This window comes from Azoarcus sp. Soil_N_20 (assembly GCF_057656155.1).
Map to the genome: position 1 here is coordinate 65514 of NZ_JBDGKX010000003.1, position 18137 is coordinate 83650.

The 18137-nt window shown below is 66.1% G+C and carries 19 protein-coding genes; 7 read left to right on the forward strand and 12 right to left on the reverse strand.

The genetic code is table 11. The features are described 5' to 3' along the window. Positions 1–136: 136 nt before the first annotated feature. The 5 genes from AC3A35_RS07735 to AC3A35_RS07755 all read right to left on the reverse strand — a co-directional run bounded on the left by AC3A35_RS07735 (position 137) and on the right by AC3A35_RS07755 (position 5162). A complete protein-coding gene (locus tag AC3A35_RS07735) occupies positions 137–1081 on the reverse strand; it encodes a LysR substrate-binding domain-containing protein (RefSeq protein ID WP_487435458.1) in 945 nt (314 codons plus the stop codon). Between the two features lie 200 nt (positions 1082–1281). Then, positions 1282–1740, reverse strand: coding sequence for a universal stress protein (locus tag AC3A35_RS07740; RefSeq protein ID WP_487435798.1), 459 nt, complete (start codon positions 1738–1740; stop codon positions 1282–1284). A 531-nt stretch (positions 1741–2271) separates the two neighbouring features. Continuing rightward, on the reverse strand, positions 2272–3459 hold the full coding sequence (locus AC3A35_RS07745) for an NnrS family protein (RefSeq protein WP_487435459.1): 1188 nt from the start codon (positions 3457–3459) through the stop codon (positions 2272–2274). Between the two features lie 143 nt (positions 3460–3602). Beyond that, positions 3603–4076, reverse strand: coding sequence for a MaoC family dehydratase (locus AC3A35_RS07750; protein ID WP_487435460.1), 474 nt, complete (start codon positions 4074–4076; stop codon positions 3603–3605). 42 nt (positions 4077–4118) lie between these two features. Beyond that, on the reverse strand, positions 4119–5162 hold the full coding sequence (locus AC3A35_RS07755) for an NAD(P)H-dependent flavin oxidoreductase (RefSeq protein ID WP_487435462.1): 1044 nt from the start codon (positions 5160–5162) through the stop codon (positions 4119–4121). A gap of 127 nt (positions 5163–5289) precedes the next feature. Here AC3A35_RS07755 and AC3A35_RS07760 point away from each other — a divergent pair, with 127 nt between their 5' ends. Further along, positions 5290–5937 (forward strand): hypothetical protein, encoded by a 648-nt coding sequence (locus tag AC3A35_RS07760; RefSeq protein WP_487435463.1) that lies wholly within the window; start codon positions 5290–5292, stop codon positions 5935–5937. 61 nt (positions 5938–5998) lie between these two features. On the opposite strand, the gene AC3A35_RS07765 is transcribed toward AC3A35_RS07760, so the two are convergent. Then, positions 5999–7213 carry an MFS transporter gene (locus AC3A35_RS07765; protein ID WP_487435464.1) on the reverse strand — a complete coding sequence of 405 codons (1215 nt, stop codon included), beginning with the start codon at positions 7211–7213 and terminating at the stop codon, positions 5999–6001. A 230-nt stretch (positions 7214–7443) separates the two neighbouring features. Between AC3A35_RS07765 and AC3A35_RS07770 the strand changes: the two genes are divergently transcribed. Then, a complete protein-coding gene (locus tag AC3A35_RS07770) occupies positions 7444–8352 on the forward strand; it encodes a LysR family transcriptional regulator (RefSeq protein ID WP_487435466.1) in 909 nt (302 codons plus the stop codon). Positions 8353–8358: 6 nt separating this feature from the next. Here the strand turns inward: AC3A35_RS07770 and AC3A35_RS07775 are convergent, their stop codons facing one another. Next, a complete protein-coding gene (locus AC3A35_RS07775) occupies positions 8359–8706 on the reverse strand; it encodes a GFA family protein (protein WP_487435467.1) in 348 nt (115 codons plus the stop codon). Positions 8707–8774: 68 nt separating this feature from the next. Beyond that, positions 8775–9449, reverse strand: a complete 675-nt coding sequence (locus AC3A35_RS07780; RefSeq protein WP_487435469.1) for a histidine phosphatase family protein — start codon at positions 9447–9449, stop codon at positions 8775–8777. A 412-nt stretch (positions 9450–9861) separates the two neighbouring features. Between AC3A35_RS07780 and AC3A35_RS07785 the strand changes: the two genes are divergently transcribed. The 5 genes from AC3A35_RS07785 to AC3A35_RS07805 all read left to right on the forward strand — a co-directional run bounded on the left by AC3A35_RS07785 (position 9862) and on the right by AC3A35_RS07805 (position 15133). Then, positions 9862–10116 carry a hypothetical protein gene (locus AC3A35_RS07785; protein WP_487435470.1) on the forward strand — a complete coding sequence of 85 codons (255 nt, stop codon included), beginning with the start codon at positions 9862–9864 and terminating at the stop codon, positions 10114–10116. Positions 10117–10194: 78 nt separating this feature from the next. Further along, positions 10195–11253 (forward strand): sensor histidine kinase, encoded by a 1059-nt coding sequence (locus tag AC3A35_RS07790; RefSeq protein ID WP_487435471.1) that lies wholly within the window; start codon positions 10195–10197, stop codon positions 11251–11253. Further along, positions 11250–13694 (forward strand): two-component system response regulator, encoded by a 2445-nt coding sequence (locus tag AC3A35_RS07795; protein ID WP_487435472.1) that lies wholly within the window; start codon positions 11250–11252, stop codon positions 13692–13694. The genes AC3A35_RS07790 and AC3A35_RS07795 overlap by 4 nt, the downstream gene beginning before the upstream one ends. Positions 13695–13725: 31 nt before the next feature. Further along, complete coding sequence (locus AC3A35_RS07800) at positions 13726–14541, forward strand: hypothetical protein (protein ID WP_487435473.1); 816 nt, start codon at positions 13726–13728, stop codon at positions 14539–14541. A 19-nt stretch (positions 14542–14560) separates the two neighbouring features. After that, on the forward strand, positions 14561–15133 hold the full coding sequence (locus AC3A35_RS07805) for a VTT domain-containing protein (RefSeq protein ID WP_487435474.1): 573 nt from the start codon (positions 14561–14563) through the stop codon (positions 15131–15133). 94 nt (positions 15134–15227) lie between these two features. On the opposite strand, the gene AC3A35_RS07810 is transcribed toward AC3A35_RS07805, so the two are convergent. From AC3A35_RS07810 to AC3A35_RS07825, 4 genes are all read right to left on the reverse strand, one after another. Continuing rightward, positions 15228–15596: a group I truncated hemoglobin gene (locus AC3A35_RS07810; protein WP_487435475.1), complete on the reverse strand. Its 369-nt coding sequence runs from the start codon at positions 15594–15596 to the stop codon at positions 15228–15230. A 63-nt stretch (positions 15597–15659) separates the two neighbouring features. Next, positions 15660–16013 (reverse strand): c-type cytochrome, encoded by a 354-nt coding sequence (locus tag AC3A35_RS07815; RefSeq protein WP_487435476.1) that lies wholly within the window; start codon positions 16011–16013, stop codon positions 15660–15662. An 8-nt stretch (positions 16014–16021) separates the two neighbouring features. Next, positions 16022–16603, reverse strand: coding sequence for a Tll0287-like domain-containing protein (locus AC3A35_RS07820; protein WP_487435477.1), 582 nt, complete (start codon positions 16601–16603; stop codon positions 16022–16024). A gap of 63 nt (positions 16604–16666) precedes the next feature. After that, a complete protein-coding gene (locus AC3A35_RS07825; protein ID WP_487435478.1) occupies positions 16667–18136 on the reverse strand; it encodes a cytochrome c3 family protein in 1470 nt (489 codons plus the stop codon). Position 18137: the final 1 nt, after the last annotated feature.

Genomic DNA, 18137 nt, shown 5'->3' on the forward strand with positions numbered 1-18137 from the left:
AGTGATTGGAGGTCGGTCCAATTTCTTCGGTGAATGGGTCGATGCAATTACGAAATCAGGGATTGCCCGGTTGGCGATCAAATACGACCAGATGCCGTTCGCGCCACGCAGTCTCACACCCGTGCGGGCCTCGCCTTCAGCGCGCCAACAAGCCCGAATGCTGGGCGACGTGGCGCAACCAGACCGAGTCCTGGGAAAAGGCCAACGCGGCCTCCAAGGTCCGCGAAGGGCGGCTCGTGTCTTGCACCATGAAGGCGATCGGAACCTCAACCTGCGGGCTGACCAACGGCATTGCTTCAAGTTCGCGATAGCCTTGCACAGCGCCCACGAGCGCACCTGGCATGATGCTGCACATCCGACCCGCCACCACGCTCAATGCCAATGTCAGAATCGAGTTGGTCTCGATTGCGGGGCTCGGGTGCGCGCCGGCCGTCACGAATGCGCGATCCACGATGGTGCGGTTGTGCATCTCGGAACTGAGCAGACACAGAGGCAAGGTGGCAGCCTCGCCCCAAGTGATCGTGGGGCCGATCTGCAAGGTTTGGGCACCTAAGCGGGACGCCTTGCGCAGCAGATAATAGTGCTCCGTGTATTGGGGCACGACCCGAAGTTGCGAGTGCTTGCTGTCCACCCGCTCTGTGTATCCCAGGCCCATGTCGAGCGCCAGGCTCTCCAGCCCCGTTTCCAACTCGACCGAACTCATCGAGCGCACCGTGGGTACGATGCCCGGATGACGATCCTGCAGTATGGCCGCGAATCTTGCCGCAATCGGCATGGCGGTGGGCACCGCGCCGATCACCAGATGGCCCTTCGGATCGTTTGCACCGCTATGCAGGTCCTGCTGCAACAACTCATGCTCGCGCAGAATGCGCCGCGCGCTGACGAGAATGCGCTCGCCCTCGGTGGTAAAGCCGGCGAAGTTTCGGCCGCGCTTGACGATCGCCGTTCCGAAACTCGTTTCGAGCCCCCTGAGGGCGTTCGACAAAGCCGGTTGTGTCACGTAGCACGCCAGCGCAGCCCGACCGAAGTGTCGATGATCGTCCAGAGCGACCAAGTACTTGAGGGAAACAAACAAGTTCATGGAGCAGCTGCCTCTGTGTCGGCCGGTCGGGAGCCCCCCTGGGTCAGATTAGTTGTCGCCTCGTTAGAATCACAAACCCAGGGGTGATGACGGAAGAACGAAGTGGCGAAATATGGACAAGCCTTCAAGGACAACGCAGTGGCGCGATTGTGCTGAGAGTGGGGGGCCATTGTTCAAAACATCAATTGATAAGAGATTTCTTAACGGTACACTAACACCGGTATATGGCTATGGGTCAAAACCTTCTGAGTTTCGCTGCCGATCAGCAGACCCTGCACACCTCTCCGACCGTGCGATGCCATCGTGATGAGGTCGCACCCTTTTTCCTCGGCGATTTTGATAATCGCCTCATACGGGTGATTGCTGATCACATAAACGGTGTCACACGCTACGCCGGCCTCTCCTGCGGTTTTTTCTATCATCGCAAGATATTGCGCCGCGCCGGCTTCGCCATCTTCTGCGAACCGCTCCGTGGCATCCGCCAACATCTCCGTCTGGTAGGTGAACGCATGGTATCCCCGACTCACGTGTATGCCCGTTACTGTGGCGTTGATACCTTTCGCGAACTGGATGCTTTTTTGAATCGCAACCTCGGATAATGGAGAGCCATCAGTCGGCAGTAAAATATGCTTGAAAATTTTTTCCTCCTTTGGGTTAATCGATTAGTTCATTGAGCCAGGTGCTGCACCCTGGATTTAAACGTGTGCCCGGGCAGGTCCGATAGCTCACTCGAACGTCGGAGCTGCCGATCAGGAGATAGCTCGCCCGGCTTAATCTCCGCCCAGTTTTCGTGGGTATCGAACGTGATCTAATCCGGGCGGCCATCGACGGCGAGGCGCTAAGCATCCGAGGCCGTCTAGCCAATATCGCAAATGTGGACGAACTCGCTCGGCCTGATCGCGCAGGCGGTTGGATCATCCCGCTTGGTGGAAAACGACGCATCGTCGGAGGCGCCTGAGGGCTGATTGGGTCGTCGCGAGAAGGAAATTGGACTTTCAGTCGGCGCCCCGAGGTCGACAGGCCGCAGTAGCGAGTATTCCTGCCGCTCATTCTCTGAGGACTCAAGGGCAGGAATGGCCGATCACCTGTCATTGGCGGACTGAAGTCCGCCCCACGGTGCGGTGCTGGAAGCGGGTGCTTGACCCGGATAACGGTATCTACCGGGCCGGGTCTGGCATGGACCTGCGCTCTCAACCCGCCTTGCCGTCGACCCGCGAGTAGAACAGGAAAGGCGTGTAGCGCCACAGGTAAAGCGCGAATGCCAGCGTCCATGCGGTGGCCGCGAGGTGGATGCCGCCGAGCGCGGCGGCCGGAATCACCGCCACCGTCAGCACCCGCGCCACCGCCGCGATCTGCACCAGCGCATAGGCCGCGGTCTCGATCCGCCCCGCCACCAGCATGCGCCCGGTGTGCCCCAGCGCGGTGCGGGTGATCATGCCGATGATCAGCCCGCCGGTGGCGCCGATGGCCAGCGCGTGCACGCCTGCTGAGCGCGGGATCAGCCCCCACTGCGCCGCGGCAAGCAGCGCAAGGCCCAGCGGAATCCACAAATACGACGCATGCAGCACCCACAGCAGCGGCGTGCCCCGCGTGGCCCACGGGTTCCAGCCACCCCAGCGCACCAGTTGCAGCAGCGCGGCGAGCAGGGACACGGCCGTCGCCCACCCGCTCGTACCGATCGCCCACAACAGCAACGCGACACCGGTCACCGCCGCCGCGACCATGTCGAAGCGCGCATTGCGCCACTGCCGCACGCCGCGCAAGCTGTTGAAGGTAAACATCGGGATGACCCGGCCGCCGACGATGGTCTCCAGCACCACCACCAGGCCGAGTGCAAGATGCATGGACGCCAGCGGATCGACTTCGACCACGCCATTCACCGCCAGATGAAAGGCCAGATTGGCCACCGCCAGCAGGCCCGGCAATACGCCGACGAAGTAATTGCGCCAGCTGCGAGCCTTGATCAGCACACGCAGCAACGCCGCCGCCGCCAGCGGCAGAAAGGCGATATCGATCACCGCCACCCAGGCGCCGGTACCGAAAGCCATCGCAAGGCGCCCTGCCAGCCACAACAGCGCCAGCCCCCCCAGCAATCGGCCGGACGGGGTATCCAGACCGGTCCATGCCCGTCCGGCGGTGAGCAGGAAGCCGACGATCACCGCGGCCGCAAAACCGAAGATCATCTCGTGCGCATGCCACCAGATGCCGGGAATCGGGGTCGAGATCACGCCGACGAACACCAGCACCCAGACCGGCACCGCCACCGCGGCCAGCAGCGCCGCGAGCAGGTAGAAAGGCCGGAAGCCGAGCGCCAGCAGAGAAAAAGTACCGGGCGGAATCCGCTTTGTGGTCGGCTCTTCGAGGGGAATCAGGGCCATGTCGCTCTCAGGGGGAAATGTAGTTGTTCCCCGATTACAACGTGCAGGGTCGGCAATGAAAATGACGCGGATCAATTGCGATCTCCCCCGGCAGACGCGTCAGGCCGGCCCGCCGCCCGCGAGCCCGCGCCCGCGGGGCTTCCTTACCCGCCACCTTCCGGTCCATCCAGACCGGCCCGCGTGCGCAGCAGGTGAATGACGCAGAAGCTCGACACCAGGTCGCCGCGCTGGTTGATCGCCCGATAGAGCAGCCGGGCGATGCCACGGTCGGGCTTGGAACGCGACGGGCGCAGCTCGATCACCTCGACCTCGGTACGCAGGGTGTCGCCCGGCCGGGCCGGCGCGAACCAGCGCACCTCATCGACCCCGGGCGAGCCCATGCTCGACCGGACGAGCAGTCCCTTCTGGATGAACATCCGGAAGCACAGCGACACAACCTGGAAGCCGCTGGCGATCAGGCCGCCGTAGATGGACTCCGACGCCGCGCCGGAATCCAGATGGAAAGGCTGCGGATCGTAGTGCAGCGCGAAACCGATGATCTCGGCCTCGGTCAGGGTCACGCCGGCGCAGGCGAAGCACTGGCCCGGGGTAAGGTCTTCCAGATACAGCGATTCCATCCATCCACCTCCGATTGGCCGACAAAGTTGTGGCGAAGCGGCTCAGCGCCCGATCCCGGCCGCCAGCCTGCGGGTGATCTCCGCCGCCGGAACCTCGGCGCAGCCGGTGGTGTTCTGCCCCGCCCATAACGGCGAGAACGCGCCACTGCCGCGCGCTTCCGCCGCTGCACGCAGGGGCGCCACGGCCGACGCCGCCAGCGGGAAGGCCGGCACTTCCGCGCTGATCGGTCCGCACTCGCGCATGAAGCGATTGACGATGCCGCGCGCCGGACGGCCGGTAAACAGATTGGTCAACGCGGTGCGATGGGCGGTCTCGCCTTTCAGCGCCGCGCGGTGCAGCGGGCCGATCGTCGATTCCGGGCACAGCAGGTAGGCGGTGCCCACCTGGACCCCGGCTGCGCCGAGCGCCATCGCCGCGGCCACGCCGCGCGCATCGGCAATGCCGCCGGCGGCGATCACCGGCAGGTCGAGCGCCCGCACCAGTTGCGGTAGCAGCGCCAGGGTCCCCATCTGGGTGTTCAGGTCGGTGCTCAGAAACATGCCGCGATGACCGCCCGCCTCCAGCCCCTGCGCGATCACCGCGTCCACACCGCGCCCCTGCAAGGCCAGCGCTTCCTCCAGTGTCGTCGCCGAGCACAGGATCTTCGCCCCCCACGCCCGCAACTGCCCGAGCAGATCGTCCGCCGGCAGGCCGAAGTGGAAACTGACTACCGGCGGACGAAACTCGCGCACCACCTCGAGCGCCGCCTGGCTGAACGGCAAACGCGCCGGCGCGGCCGGAATCGTCGTCGCATCGACCCCGAACTCGGCGTAGTACGGCGCCAGCCGCGCCCGCCACGCCGCCTCGCGCGCGGCGTCCTCGTCAGGCTGGGTATGGCAGAAGAAATTGACGTTGAACGGCCCCTGCGTCTGCGCCCGGATCGCCGCCAATTCATTACGCATTGTCGCCGCATCGAGCATGGCGCACGGCAGCGAACCCAGGCCGCCGGCGTTCGACACCGCAATCGCCAGGGCACTGCCTTGGGCACCGGCCATCGGCGCCTGAATGATCGGCACCGTGATGCCGAGCAGGTTCTCCAGCTTCATCCCCATCACTCCCAAAACAGTGGCGGACCATGCGAACGCACGTCCCGCGGCCTTCAATCGGGCAAGCCACCGGCGTATGCTCGATAGCAGAAGCCGATTCCGGCCCGAATGCAAGGGAGATACGACAATGCGCAGGACAATGCTGACCGCAGCGCTATGGTGTAGCGTCGCGCTCAATGGTGCAAGCCATGCCCAGGATCAGACCTTCTACGGAGGCTGCGTCGACGCCGCCGGCCATCCGGTTGCCGCCGTTCCCGACCCGAGCCTGCCCGGTCCGGTCGCAACCGGCGTCGAACAGGGGCGCACGGTGATCCGCTACAACCCGAATGCGCTCCCCGGCATCGGCGAACGCGGCCAGCTGTTCCTGTTCGCCCACGAATGCGCCCGGCTCAACCTCGGCATGTCACCGACCGGCGCGCGCAGCCGCGACGACGCGCGCCGTGCCGACTGCTGGGCCGGCGACATGCTGCTGCGCTCGGGGCTCGTCCAGCTGGAAGGGCTCGCCGCGCTGCAGTCCGCGTTCGAGCCCGGTGCCACCGACTGGAGCAGGCTGCCCGGCCCCGTCCGCCGTATTGACCTGCTGTCCTGCCCGCGGCACCTTTCACCGTCGCTGCAGGCCCCCGCCTTCGGGCAGGAAGCCTGGAATGCCTGTGCGCGGCGATGCGGCGATACCTTGTATGCCTGTCAGCACGGCGGGCGCCATGCCGGCGCCGACCCCTGCGAGGACACCCACCAACGCTGCATGGCCAGCTGCGACGACAGACCGCCGAACTGAGGCGCGCGCGCAATGCACCGACACACCCGGTGCGGCGCCCGTCTTCGGCTCTCCGCCGCGCTCAGGCGGGGGCGACCGCCCGCATTACCGGCGCCTCGCGAATCGGCAGATTGACGATCGCGGCAAGGGCTGCGAGCACGATGTCGGCGTACCACATCCAGCTGAAGTCACCGGTGTAGGTCAGGCTCAGCCCGCCCAGGTAAGCGCCGAGAAAGCCCCCCACCTGGTGCGACAACAGCGTGAGGCCGAACAGCGTCGCCAGGTAGCGCACCCCGAACAGCTTGCCGACGATGGCCGCGGTCGGCGGCACCGTAGCCAGCCAGGTGAAACCCAGCCCGGCGGCGAACAGGTAGAAGGTCCATTCGGTTTTCGGCGCCATCAGATAGAGCACGATCAGCACCGCGCGCGACCCGTACATCGCCGCCAGCACATGCTTGCTGCGGTAGCGCGACACCCACGAACCGGCGTACAGGCTGCCGAAGATGTTGGCCAGGCCGATGATCGCCAGCGACCAGCTCGCCACCGAGGGCGGCAGGCCGCACAGGTCCACCTCGCCCGGCAGATGGGTCACCAGGAAGGCGATGTGGAAGCCGCAGGTGAAAAAGCCCGCATGCAGCAGCAGATAGCTGCGATCCTTGAGCGCCGTGCGGATCGCCCTCAGGGCGCCGGTATCTTCCTCGTGGTGATGCACCGGCGCGTGCCCGCCGCGGGTCACCTTGCCGATCAGCGGCAGCGCGAGCAGCGTCATTGCCGCCATCGACCACATCGCGCCCATCCAGCCGAATACCTGGATCAGCTTCTGCAGCACCGGCGCAAACACGAACTGGCCGAACGAGCCGCCCGCGTTGATCACCCCCGATGCCGCCCCGCGCGCCTCCGGCGGCAGGCGCTGCGCCGCGGCGCCGATCAGCACCGAGAAGCTGCCCGCCCCCGAACCGATCGCAGACAGCAATCCGAGCGACACGATCAGGCCGAAGGTGGAATCCATGAACGGCGTGAGCACACTGCCCACCGCCAGCATCAGCACGCCGCCGATCAGCACCGCGCTCGGACCGTAGCGGTCGGCCGCGGCGCCGGCAATGGGCTGGATCGCACCCCAGGTAAATTGCCCGATCGCCAGCGCCAGGCTGATGGCGGCAATGCCCAGCCCGGTGGAGGTGTTGAGCGGGCTCACGAACAGGCCGAGCGACTGGCGCGCGCCCATGGTGATCGCCAGGATGCCGGCGGCGGCCAGGGTCACGAAGAGGATTTCCGGCTTGCGGAGCGTATAGAACATGAGGACGGCCTGATCGATTGATGTGGCAAGAGCGGATAAGCGAGGATAGTTTCCGGATCGTATGCCAAAAAGCCCATAATCCGATCCAGCACGTCAACGGATCGTTGACGACGAACCCCGCCGAGGCGGCGTTGGTGTGCGCCTCGGCGCGGATCGCAGCCCTGCGCCTTTAGGCTCGGCATATCTCCGCCACAACGCCGGGCGGTCGATCGGATCGGAGTGGCTCACAAGTGGATTGGCTCAACGGTTGGGACAGTTTCGTCAAAGTCGTCGAAGGCGGCAGCATGGCCGCCGCCGCACGCGGCCTGGGCTGCACCCGGGCGCAGATCAGCAAGCAGGTCGCCGAACTGGAACGGGCTTTCGGTGTGCGCCTGTTCGAACGCTCGACCCGCCGGCTCGCCCTCACCCCGGCCGGCGAGGTCTTCCTGCAGCACGCGCGGCGTGCACTGGAAGCGGTGGAAGACACCCGCGTCGCGGTCAAGAACCTCGGCGAAGTCCCGCGCGGCGTCCTGCGCATCAGTGCCACGATCACCTTCGGACGCAAGTACATCGCCCCCTTGCTGCCCGATATCTGCGCCCGCCATCCCGAACTCAACTGCGAGCTGATCCTCACCGATCAGGTGATCGATCTGGTCGACGACAACATCGACCTCGCCCTGCGCATGACCAAGGCCCCGCCCGAGGATGCGGTGGCGCGCAAGGTCGCCGATCTGCGCCGCGTCATCTGCGCCGCCCCCGCCTACCTCGCCGCCCACGGCACCCCGCGCTCACCGCAGGAGCTCGTACAGCACCAATGCTTCAGCTACGTGATGCGCGATGACCAGCGGTGGCGTCTGGTGGACCGCGAGGGCATCGAGATCGCCATCCAAGTGCGCAGCCGCTTCCAGTACAACAACGCCGACTGCATGTGCGAGGCGGTCCTCGCCGGCCACGGCATCGCCATCCTGCCAACCTATCTGTGCAGCACCGAACTCGCCGACGGGCGCCTGCGACGTGTGCTCGAAGAGTACGAGCCGGTCACCGTCTTCGGCCGCCATCTGTACGCGTGCTACACGCCGAGCCGGGTACGCGCGCCGAAGGTGCGGGTTTTTCTGGAAGAGCTGGAACGGCGGTTTCAGCCCGTACCCCCATGGGAATGAGGGTTCCTACAGTGAGCGGCCGTCGAATCGGGTGACGGCGACGCTGTCCAGGTCGATCCCCTCCAGGCAGCGGATGTTGATCGCCGCCATCCGGTTGCCTTTCGGATCGGTGCCTTCGCCGTACGGATGCATGCCGCAGACCGGGCAGAAGCGATGCTTGATCACGTGTTTGTTGAACATATAGGTGCTGGCGTTCTCGTCGGGGGTCAGCAGGCGCAGACTCTCCTGCGGCACGAACCACATCAGCGAACCCTTGCGCTGGCAGATGGAGCAGTTGCACGACATCGCTCCGCTCAGTGTTCCCTCGACCTCGAACGCGATCCGTCCGCAGTGACAGCTTCCCTTGTAAGTCATGCTTCGTCTCCTGGTGTTCGGTCATTCGTGCCGGATTCGAAATGCCCGCCATCCCCGCACGGCCGGGCTCAGCCCGGCTCCGGAATGCCCCGTCGGCAGTCGTCCCGATACGCCGCATGCAGGCCTGCACTATCGCGCCAGAAAAAAGCGCCTTCAAGGTAGCGCGGCCAGCGCTCCCCCCCGCGGGGGTAGCCGAGAAAGCGTGCGGCAGTGATCGCGAGCAGGATGTCATGGGTCACGAACAGGTGGATCCCGGGCTGGTCGGCGGCGATTGCCAGCATATGCCCTACCAGCGCGCGCGCCCCGGCATCGGGGTGGACGGTGCCCGGCAGGGCGTGATCGGCACGCGCGAGATGCTCCATGATGCCTTCGCTGCCCAGGGTGTCCCAGTTGTTTCTCGCCAGGTTCTCATCGTTCACAAACACGCCGGGATCGCCGAGCAATCGGTCCTGCACCACTGACAGGCCGCCACCCGCCGCCTCGCCGAGGACCTCGGCGGTGTGCACGCAGCGTTGCACCGGACTGGAATGCAGCGTCTTCAGGCGGCCGCGGAGCCCTGCGCCGAAGCTTCGCGCGAGCCCGACTCCGGCCTCGTTGATCGGCCGCGCATAACCGATGTCGCCAACCGTGAGCGGGTCACGCACCGAGTGTCGCAGCAATAGCGCGACCGCGCGATCCGCCGGCACCTCCGCGAGCCAGCGACGGGTCGACAGCGGAATCTGCCATCCGGTCGGGGCAGTCATCGGGGCGCCCCTGCGTGCGGGAAAGTATCCATGCCCCAGCTTAGGATGGATCGGCCGCGGGATCCAGCGCGCGGAAGCCCCATTGGGGCGATTGAGGCGCAACGCACGGCTTGCGCTGCGCCTGCCATCGGCTATGCTGGATCGGTGAGCCCCGCACCCGGGCACAGGCCCGCCATCCGCTGCTTCCCGCACCCTGTTCTGCCCTCGGGCGGGCGGAATCGCATTGCCGGCAGGCGGGGCGGCTGACGGTGCGCGGCCTGGGTTGCACGACACCGCAAAAGGATGGTGCGCCAGCAGGCGCACCGGCGCCGTGCCGTCCAGCCCAGCACCATGGTCAGACGTGTCGCCGGCCAGGCCGGACGAGTCTGCGACACCCTTTCATCCAGATGTCCGGCGCCTTCGGGAGAACAGCATGAGTATGCCGTCCGTTCGCCTATCGATCCTCGTCGCCGGTGTGGGTCTCGCGCTGGCATTACTCCTTTCGCCTGCGGCCAGATCGCAGCTGGATGTGGCGCCCAGCTATGTGCCGATAGGGGTGTCGTCGAGCGGCAGTACCAGCACCGCATGGTTCCACCAGCCCGCCACCCGTCAGGCACTCGCCTGCCAGACCGTCACCTCCGGCTCCGGGCTGTCGAGCATCCAGTGCGTGACCGCGAAACTTCCCTGATCGTGCGCGGGGTCGGAGCAGCGCAAGGCGCAAGGGGCGAAGCGGGTCGGTGAATTCCCTGTACGCGAGGACAGACTCTTGGACACAAAGGTACGCGCGGACATTGCGTCACTGGGCGAAGACTCCTTCCGCCGGGTGGTCGAATATGCGCCGACGGCGATGGTCCTGATCGCGGGTAACGGACGCATCGTGCTGATCAACGCCCAGGCCGAGCAGGTTTTCGGCTACCGCCGTGACGAGCTGCAGGGGCAACCGGTGGAAGTGCTGGTGCCGGAGCGCTTCGCAGGCGCCCATCCGGGCGAGCGCGACAGCTTTTTTTCCAATCCGCATCCACGGCCGATGGGCAGCGGGCGCGACCTCTACGCGCGACATCGCGACGGCAGCGAGTTCCCGGTCGAGATCGGACTCAATCCGATCGAGACCGTGGACGGGGTCATGGTGCTGGCGTCCATCGTGGACATCACCGAGCGACTGCGGGCGCAACGGCACCTGCAGAACGCGCTGCGCGAAAAGACCGTGCTGCTCAACGAGGTGCATCACCGGGTGAAGAACAACCTGCAGCTCGTGTCCAGCCTGCTCAACCTGCAGGCCACCCACACCGCCGACCCCCAGCTGCGCGCCATCCTCGGCGAGAGCCAGAGCCGCGTGCGCGCGATGGCGCTGACCCACCAGCTCCTCTATGAGCGCAAGGACTACTCGCGCATCGACCTCGGCGACTACCTCGGCCGCCTGGTGCAACTGCTGATCAGCAGCTACCGCGAGCGCAACGCTCACATTACGGTGCGCAAGACCTTGCCGTCCGAGACCCAGTATCTCGACTTCGAGCGGGTCATTCCGTGCGGCCTGGTGGTCAACGAACTGGTCACCAATGCGTTCAAGCACGCCTTTCCCGACGCCCGCGGCGGAGAGATCCACATCGCGCTGCACGCCGCCGACGGTGAGCTCGAACTGGTCGTCGCCGACGACGGTGCCGGCCTTCCCGCGGGATTCGAACTCGGCGGGGTGACCTCGCTCGGACTACAGCTCGTCCCTCTCCTCGTCGACCAGCTGGGCGGACGCCTCACCGTGGAGGGCAAGCCCGGCACCCGTTTCATCCTGCGCTTTCCGGACGACCCGTCAAAGAGGGCTACACCATGACCGTTGCCGCACCAACCAGGCTGATGCTCGTCGAAGATGAACGCATCGTCGCCTTCGACCTGAAGAACCAGCTGCAGTCCTTCGGCTACCACGTCGGCGCGATGGTGGCGAGTGGCGAACAGGCCCTGTTGCGTGTCGCCGACGTCGCCCCCGACCTCGTGCTGATGGACATCCACCTCGAAGGCGCAATGGACGGCGTGGACGCGGCGCTCGAGATCCAGGCACGGCACCAGGTCCCGGTGATCTTCCTGACCGCCTTCGCCGAGGACGACACGCTCAATCGTGCGCTTGCCAGCCGCCCCTTCGGCTACCTCGTCAAGCCCTGGGACGCCCGCGAGCTCCACGCCACGATCCAGATGGCGCTCGCCCGGCGCGAGGTCGAACGGGCGGTGGAAAAGAGCGAACAACGGCTCAAGCTGGCGCTCGACGCCGCCTCGCTCGGCGTCTTCGAATGGCGGCCGCAGGATAACCGGCTCAGCTGCGACGGGCATCTCGGCACCCTGCTCGGCAATTCCGCGGTTCCGCTCGACGAGCCTTGCGTGACCTTCCTCAGCCGCGTCCACATCGACGACCGCGCGCGCATGCTCGCCACCCTGGAACACACCCAGGCCACCGGCGAAGCGGTCCGGGTAGAGTTCCGCACCGCGCGTCACCGCGGCGCGCATGTCCTGGAAGCCAACGTCAAGGCCTACCCGGCACCGAACGCGGGGCAGCGCATCATCGGCGTCCTGCGCGACGTCACCGAGCGCCACCGCACCGAAGACAGCCTGCGCAAGTCGAGCGTGGTTTTCCACAACGCAGCCGAGGCCATCGCCATCGTCGACCCGTTGCGACGCATCGGTACCGTCAATGCCGCCTTCACCCGGATCACCGGTTACAGCGAGGACGAGGCGCGCGGCCTCGATGCCGACATGCTGCTGCGCGTACGGCGCGACGCCGCGGACAACGAACGCTTCTACACCGAGCTCGCCGCCGGCGACGAGGGCTACTGGCAGGGCGAGGTCGATTGCCACCGCCGCAACGGCGAACACTTTCCGGCCTGGCAGAGCCTGAGCGCGGTGCGCAACACCGCCGGCGAGCTCACCAACTTCGTGATCGCGTTCTCCGATGTCAGCGAGATCCACGCCGTCGAGCAGAAACTCGATCACCTTGCCCACCACGATCCGCTGACCGGTCTGCCCAACCGCCTGTTGTTCGACGACCGCTTCGAGCAGGCCATCGAGTTCGCGCGTCGCGAGCAGCACTACTGCCTGCTGCTGTTCGTCGATCTGGACAGCTTCAAGGTCATCAACGACACCCTCGGCCACGTCCAGGGCGATGCATTGCTGTGCGTGGTCGCCGACCGCCTGCGCGACACCCTGCGCGCCACCGACACCATCGCCCGCCTGGGCGGCGACGAATTCGTCATCCTCGCCGGCAGCAGCAGTCCGCAGTACGCCGCCGACCTCGCACAGAAGATACTCGATGCCCTGAGCGTACCCGTCGAACTCATGCCCGACGCCATCACCGTGTCGGGCAGCATCGGCATCGCCACCTTTCCGGACGACGGCGACGATCGTCACGAACTGATGCGGGCCGCGGACATCGCCATGTATTCGGCCAAGGCGGGCGGACGCAACCGCTACCAGTTCTATTCGCAGGACATGGCCGAGCTCAGCACCCGGCGCCTGCGTCTCGAGCAGGGTCTGCGCCGCGCCATCGAAACCGATCAACTGCAGTTGCACTACCAGCCGCAGGTCGTGCTCGCGACCGGTGCCATCGTCGGGGTCGAGGCGCTGGTGCGCTGGCAGCATCCCGAGCACGGCATGATCTCGCCGCTGCAGTTCATCCCCGTCGCGGAGGAAAGCGGTGTCATCGAACGCCTCGGGCGCTGGGTGCTCGAACGCGCCTGCGTCGAGATCGCGGGCGTGCACGACGCGACCGGGCAACAGTTGCGCCTGGCGGTGAATGTCTCGGCACGCGAGTTCATGCGGGCCGAATTCGTCGATACCGTGCGCACCACGCTCGCGCGCACGGGCTTTCCCCCCGCGGCGCTGGAGCTGGAAATCACCGAGAGCACCCTGCAGGTGATCGAGCGCAGCATCGAGATCCTCGACGAACTGAAGACACTGGGGATCGCGGTCAGCATCGACGACTTCGGCACCGGCTATTCCTCGCTCAGCGTGCTGCGCAGTCTGCCGATCGACCGCATCAAGATCGACCGCTCCTTCATTCACGACATGCTCCACAATCCGGACGGCATCGCCATCGTCAAAGCCATGGTCGCACTCGCCGAGTCGCTGCGCATGGAGATCATCGTCGAGGGTATCGAGACCCCGCAGCAGGCCGCCACCCTGCTCCGCATGGGTTGCGGCGGCGGCCAGGGCTATCTGTTCGGGCACCCCGTCACCGCCGCCGAGCTGGCCGACCTCCTTTCCACCGCGGGACGGGAGCCCCAGTAGCGCGACACACGACCGCATCGAGGAGCCGATCATGAGCACCGCACGTGTCTATCAGCCCACCGACAGCTGGGAGCCGGGTGAATTTCCGGCTCTGCTCGCGATCGGCGATTCCTGGTTCTGGTATCCGCGCAACAATGTCCTCGAGGCGCTGGTTCGTCACCCGCGCTTGAAGGATCCCTACCGCTTCATCCAGATGCTGGGATACAACGGCGCGAAACTGGAGCAGTACGTGTTCGGACGGTATGCGAAGCAGCTCGAGAAACATCTTTCCGCAGGGTTCCGCTCGACCTACTCGGCGGTATTGATCAGTGGCGCGGGCAACGATGCGGTGGACTACAAGCTCGGGATCAAACGTTCCTGCGCCGGCGCGAGCTCGGCCGCGGACTGCATCGACGAGGACACGATGAGCGCGTTCATCGGCAAGCTCGCAGCGGCGATGGGCGCCCTGCTGCAGCAGATCACCGTGGCCTACGCGGGCTCGCATCGCCCCGACATCTTCTTGCATACCTACGATTATCCGATTCCCGACGGGCGCGGCTTCAAGCTGGCCGACCTGAAGGTGACCGGTCCCTGGCTGTCCCCGGCGATGAAGACCCGCCATGTGGAGGACGCGATGCCGCTCCGCCGCGAGATCTGCCGCATCCTGATCGATCGCGTGTCCGCCCTGTATGAAGGGCTTGCCGCGACCAACGAGCGGGTCTATTGCATCAAGTCCACCGGCTGTCTGGGCGCGGAAGACTACCGCAAGGACTGGGACAACGAGCTGCACCCGAGTGCACGGGGTTTCGACCAGATCATCGACCACTGCTGGATTCCGGTGCTGGCGGAGCACGGCTACGCGCGCTGACCGGGTGCGCCCGAATGTCATGTCCGGGTGGCTGCACCGGCACCTGCGGCTGGTGCTCGTCCTCGCCTTCCTGGGTGCGCTGGCGATGGCGATGGAAGTCGCGGGCATTCGCGACCATATCGGCCTGGACTATGTGCGGGCGCAGTTCGAACGCCACTGGCTGTCCGCCACGCTGATCTTCATCCTGCTGTTCGCGCTCGGAAATCTGATCCAGATTCCGGGCTGGATCTTTCTCGCCGCGGCGGTGCTCGCGCTCGGCGAGCTGCGCGGGGCGGCGGTCACGTACCTGGCCGCCTGCGTGTCCTGCGTGGTGACCTTCTTCGTCATCCGCGTGCTCGGCGGCGACGCATTGCGCGCCCTGGAGGGCCGGCTTGCGCAACGCTTGCTGGCGCAGCTCGATGCGCGGCCGGTGTGGAGCCAGTTCTGGCTGCGCACGCTGTTCCAGACCGCCCCCGCACTGAACTATGCGCTGGCCCTGTCCGGCCTGCGTCTGCGCGACTATTTCGTCGCCGCAGTGCTCGGCCTACCCTTGCCGATCGCGCTTTACAGCGTGTTCTTCGATTACCTGGCGATGATGTTCGGCCTGTCATGACGACAGAAAGCGCGCTCGGTCCGGGCGAGCGGCGGCCGGGCACCACGGACGAACGTGGCGCCGGCCGGACGCAGGCCCGACTCCGTGCGCGCGCTCAGAGCCCGAGGACGTCGCTCTTGACCGTCGCTGCGATGCCGGCCACCTCGCCGATGAGCTCGTCGGGCACCCCCAGCTCGGTCAGCGTGCTCGCCAGGTTCTCCACCACGGCGTTGAAGTGGCCTTCGTTGAGGCCCATCTTGTCGACCAGGTGGGCGTGCGCGGCGCGCATGTTCTGGCCGTTGTAGCCGTTGCCGCCGCCGAACGCATAGGTCAGGAACAGCTTCTGGTGGTGGCGCTGCTTCTTCATGTCGGTGTTGACGAAGAAGTGCTTGATGCGGCCGTCGGCCAGAACCTTGTCGTAGAACTTGTCCACTGCGAGGTCGATTGCGCCGGCGCCGCCGAGTCGTTCGTAAAGCGTGCTCATGAGATGCTCCTTGGGTTGAATGTAGTGGTACTGCGGGTTGAAGAAAAAAATAAGCGCGCCGCCTCACTGGCCGGACGCGGAAAGCATGTAATCCACAGCCGACCGCACCTCGCCGTCGCTGAGGGCGGCATTGCCACCACGGGCCGGCATCTCGCTGCCGTCCCGGCCGCTGAAGCCCTGCAAGGCGTGGGCATAGAGCTGCTCCCTGCCCTGCCCGGCGCGCGGACGCCAGGCCGCGGCATCCCCCAGCTGCGGCGCCCCCGAGTCGGGCTCGGCGTGGCAGACCTGGCAGGTGCCGAGCCACACCGTGCGGCCGGCCTCGAGGCCCGCAATCCGGGGCGGGGGCGCGCCCAACGCGGGCGCCACGCCCAGCACGAGCACCCCCACGACGGCACCGATGGCTCGAATGTCGGGCATGGCTTGCCTCACATCGGCAGGCGCAGCACCACGCCGCCGAGCACGTCTCCCATCTTGAAGTCCTTGCGCGGGCTGTCCTTGTGGTCGTTGTGACAACTGATACAGGCCTTGGCCACCGCGCGGTCGGGGTACACCGCGGTGAAGTATTTCTTGCCGCCCAGCGTTTCCTCCTTGTAGAACGGCTGCGCGGGATTGGCGGCGATCGCCTTGAGCCCCTCCTTCTCGACCTCGGTCTTGGGCGCGTTCTGCTTATTTACCGGCCACTCGGAGAGCAGCGCGTAGGAGAATTTCGCCCCCTTCTCCGCGACCATCTCGGAGCCGTAGCGGAACATCTGCGCCGGCAGCACCAGGGCCTTGTCGTCCTTCCAGTGCTCGCTCGCCTTGATCACCTTCTCCTCGTTCTGCAGGCGGTTGACGATCAGGCGGGTATATACCGTGCGGTCCGACTCCAGCACCGCATGCAGGGCGTCGGCGATTTCCTTGTGGGTCCACACCTCGGCATGGGCCGGCGCGGCCACAATCGCGAGCGTGGAGGCGACGGCCGCGGTGACGACTGCGGCACGGAGGGGGCTGGCGTATGCTGATTTCATGGTTATGGCTCCGTCTGTTTAGGTTTGGGGTTGGGGTTGGGGTGGCAATACTCGAACCGGCGCTCAGCGCTCCGGCCCGGGTTCGGTGGCAGCGGCTTCGGCGGCCGCGCTGGGCTGGCTGCTGGCGCGGTCGCGCTCCAGCGCCATCTCGATACTGTTCACATGAATCGAAGGCCGTCCCTTGAAGTTGCGTGCTGCGAGCGCACCGTCGGCGAGCGCATCGAGCGAGAAACCGAGGCCGTGACAGCTCAGGCACACGGTGCGGGACATCTTTACCGAGGGCTGCAGGTTGGCGTTCTGGTTGTGCTGCACGAGCACGCGCTTGACGTAGTCGGGGGTGCGGAACTCCACCCGCGGCAGATGACAGGTGGCGCACGACACGCCACTGCCGGCCGGTGCCGTACCCGCGATTTCCGCCTGCCAGGCGGCGTAGTGCGGCGACGCCTTGTAGTTGCGGGTGTGGCCGTCGTCGTGGCAGGCGACGCAGGATTCGACCGCCGCAGCCCGCGTGTCGAAGCGGTGCGCGCCATGACACGAGGTGCAGCTCAAGGCATCGTGCGCCGCGTCCTTCTTCATCGGCAGGCGGGCGTCGGCCGGGGTCATCGGTGCGAGATCCTGGCCCAGGCGCATGCCGTGCAGACCGCCGAGAAAACCCTCGACCTCGGGCTTGTGACAACTCGCGCAGACCTGTTCCGTGGGCTTCTCGACCCAGTTCCCGCGCTTGCCTTCGCCTTCCGCACCGGGTTCCACGTGACACGCGCTGCAATTGACCCCGGCGCGGGCATGCGCGGTGCCGAGCCAGTCGCCACGGATGGTGTCGTCGCTGCGCAGGTCGGAACCGTGATCGGCGTCGCCCGCGCCCAGCTCGGCCACCGGATAGCGCTCCGACGGGTAGTCGCCGAGTTCCTCGATCACCTCGCGAAAGTCGCGCGCCGGCACCTCCGGTTTGGGCGTCAGGAAGTCGCCGTGACCGTGCTTGAGCAGGAAGTCTTCGTAGAGCGCGGTGTTGTCGTGGTAGCTGTGGCAACCGCTGTTGGTACAGGTATTGAATGCCATGTCCTGATGACTCGGGCGGTCCTTCGCCACCTCCTCGTGGCAGATCACGCAGTAGTCGGCCGGCAGGGTCACGCCCGCGGCAAGCGTGATGTGCGGTTTGTGCTCGACGTGGCAGGTCACGCACCAGGTGGCGTCGAGCAGGGCGGCACGTTCGGCGTTGCGCGGGTCGGTGAACTTGCTCTTGGGATGGGTATCGCGCGCCTCCTTGAGCGCGGCCGCGTGACAGTTCTCGCAGCTTTGCTGCACCTCTTCACGGTCGGGAAAGGCCTTGCTGTGGCACGCATTGCACGCCAGCTCGATCTGGTGGTGGCCGTGGGTGGTACTCCCGGGAAGCAGCAGGGCGCGCAGCTGGAGATCGAGCGCATTCGGCTGCGGTTTGCCCAGGCTGTAGAGTGCGGCGCCGATCGCGCCCGCCAGCACCAGCGTGAGCACCAGCCACAGACTCCACAGGGATTTTCGATTGCGGCCTTGAGTCATG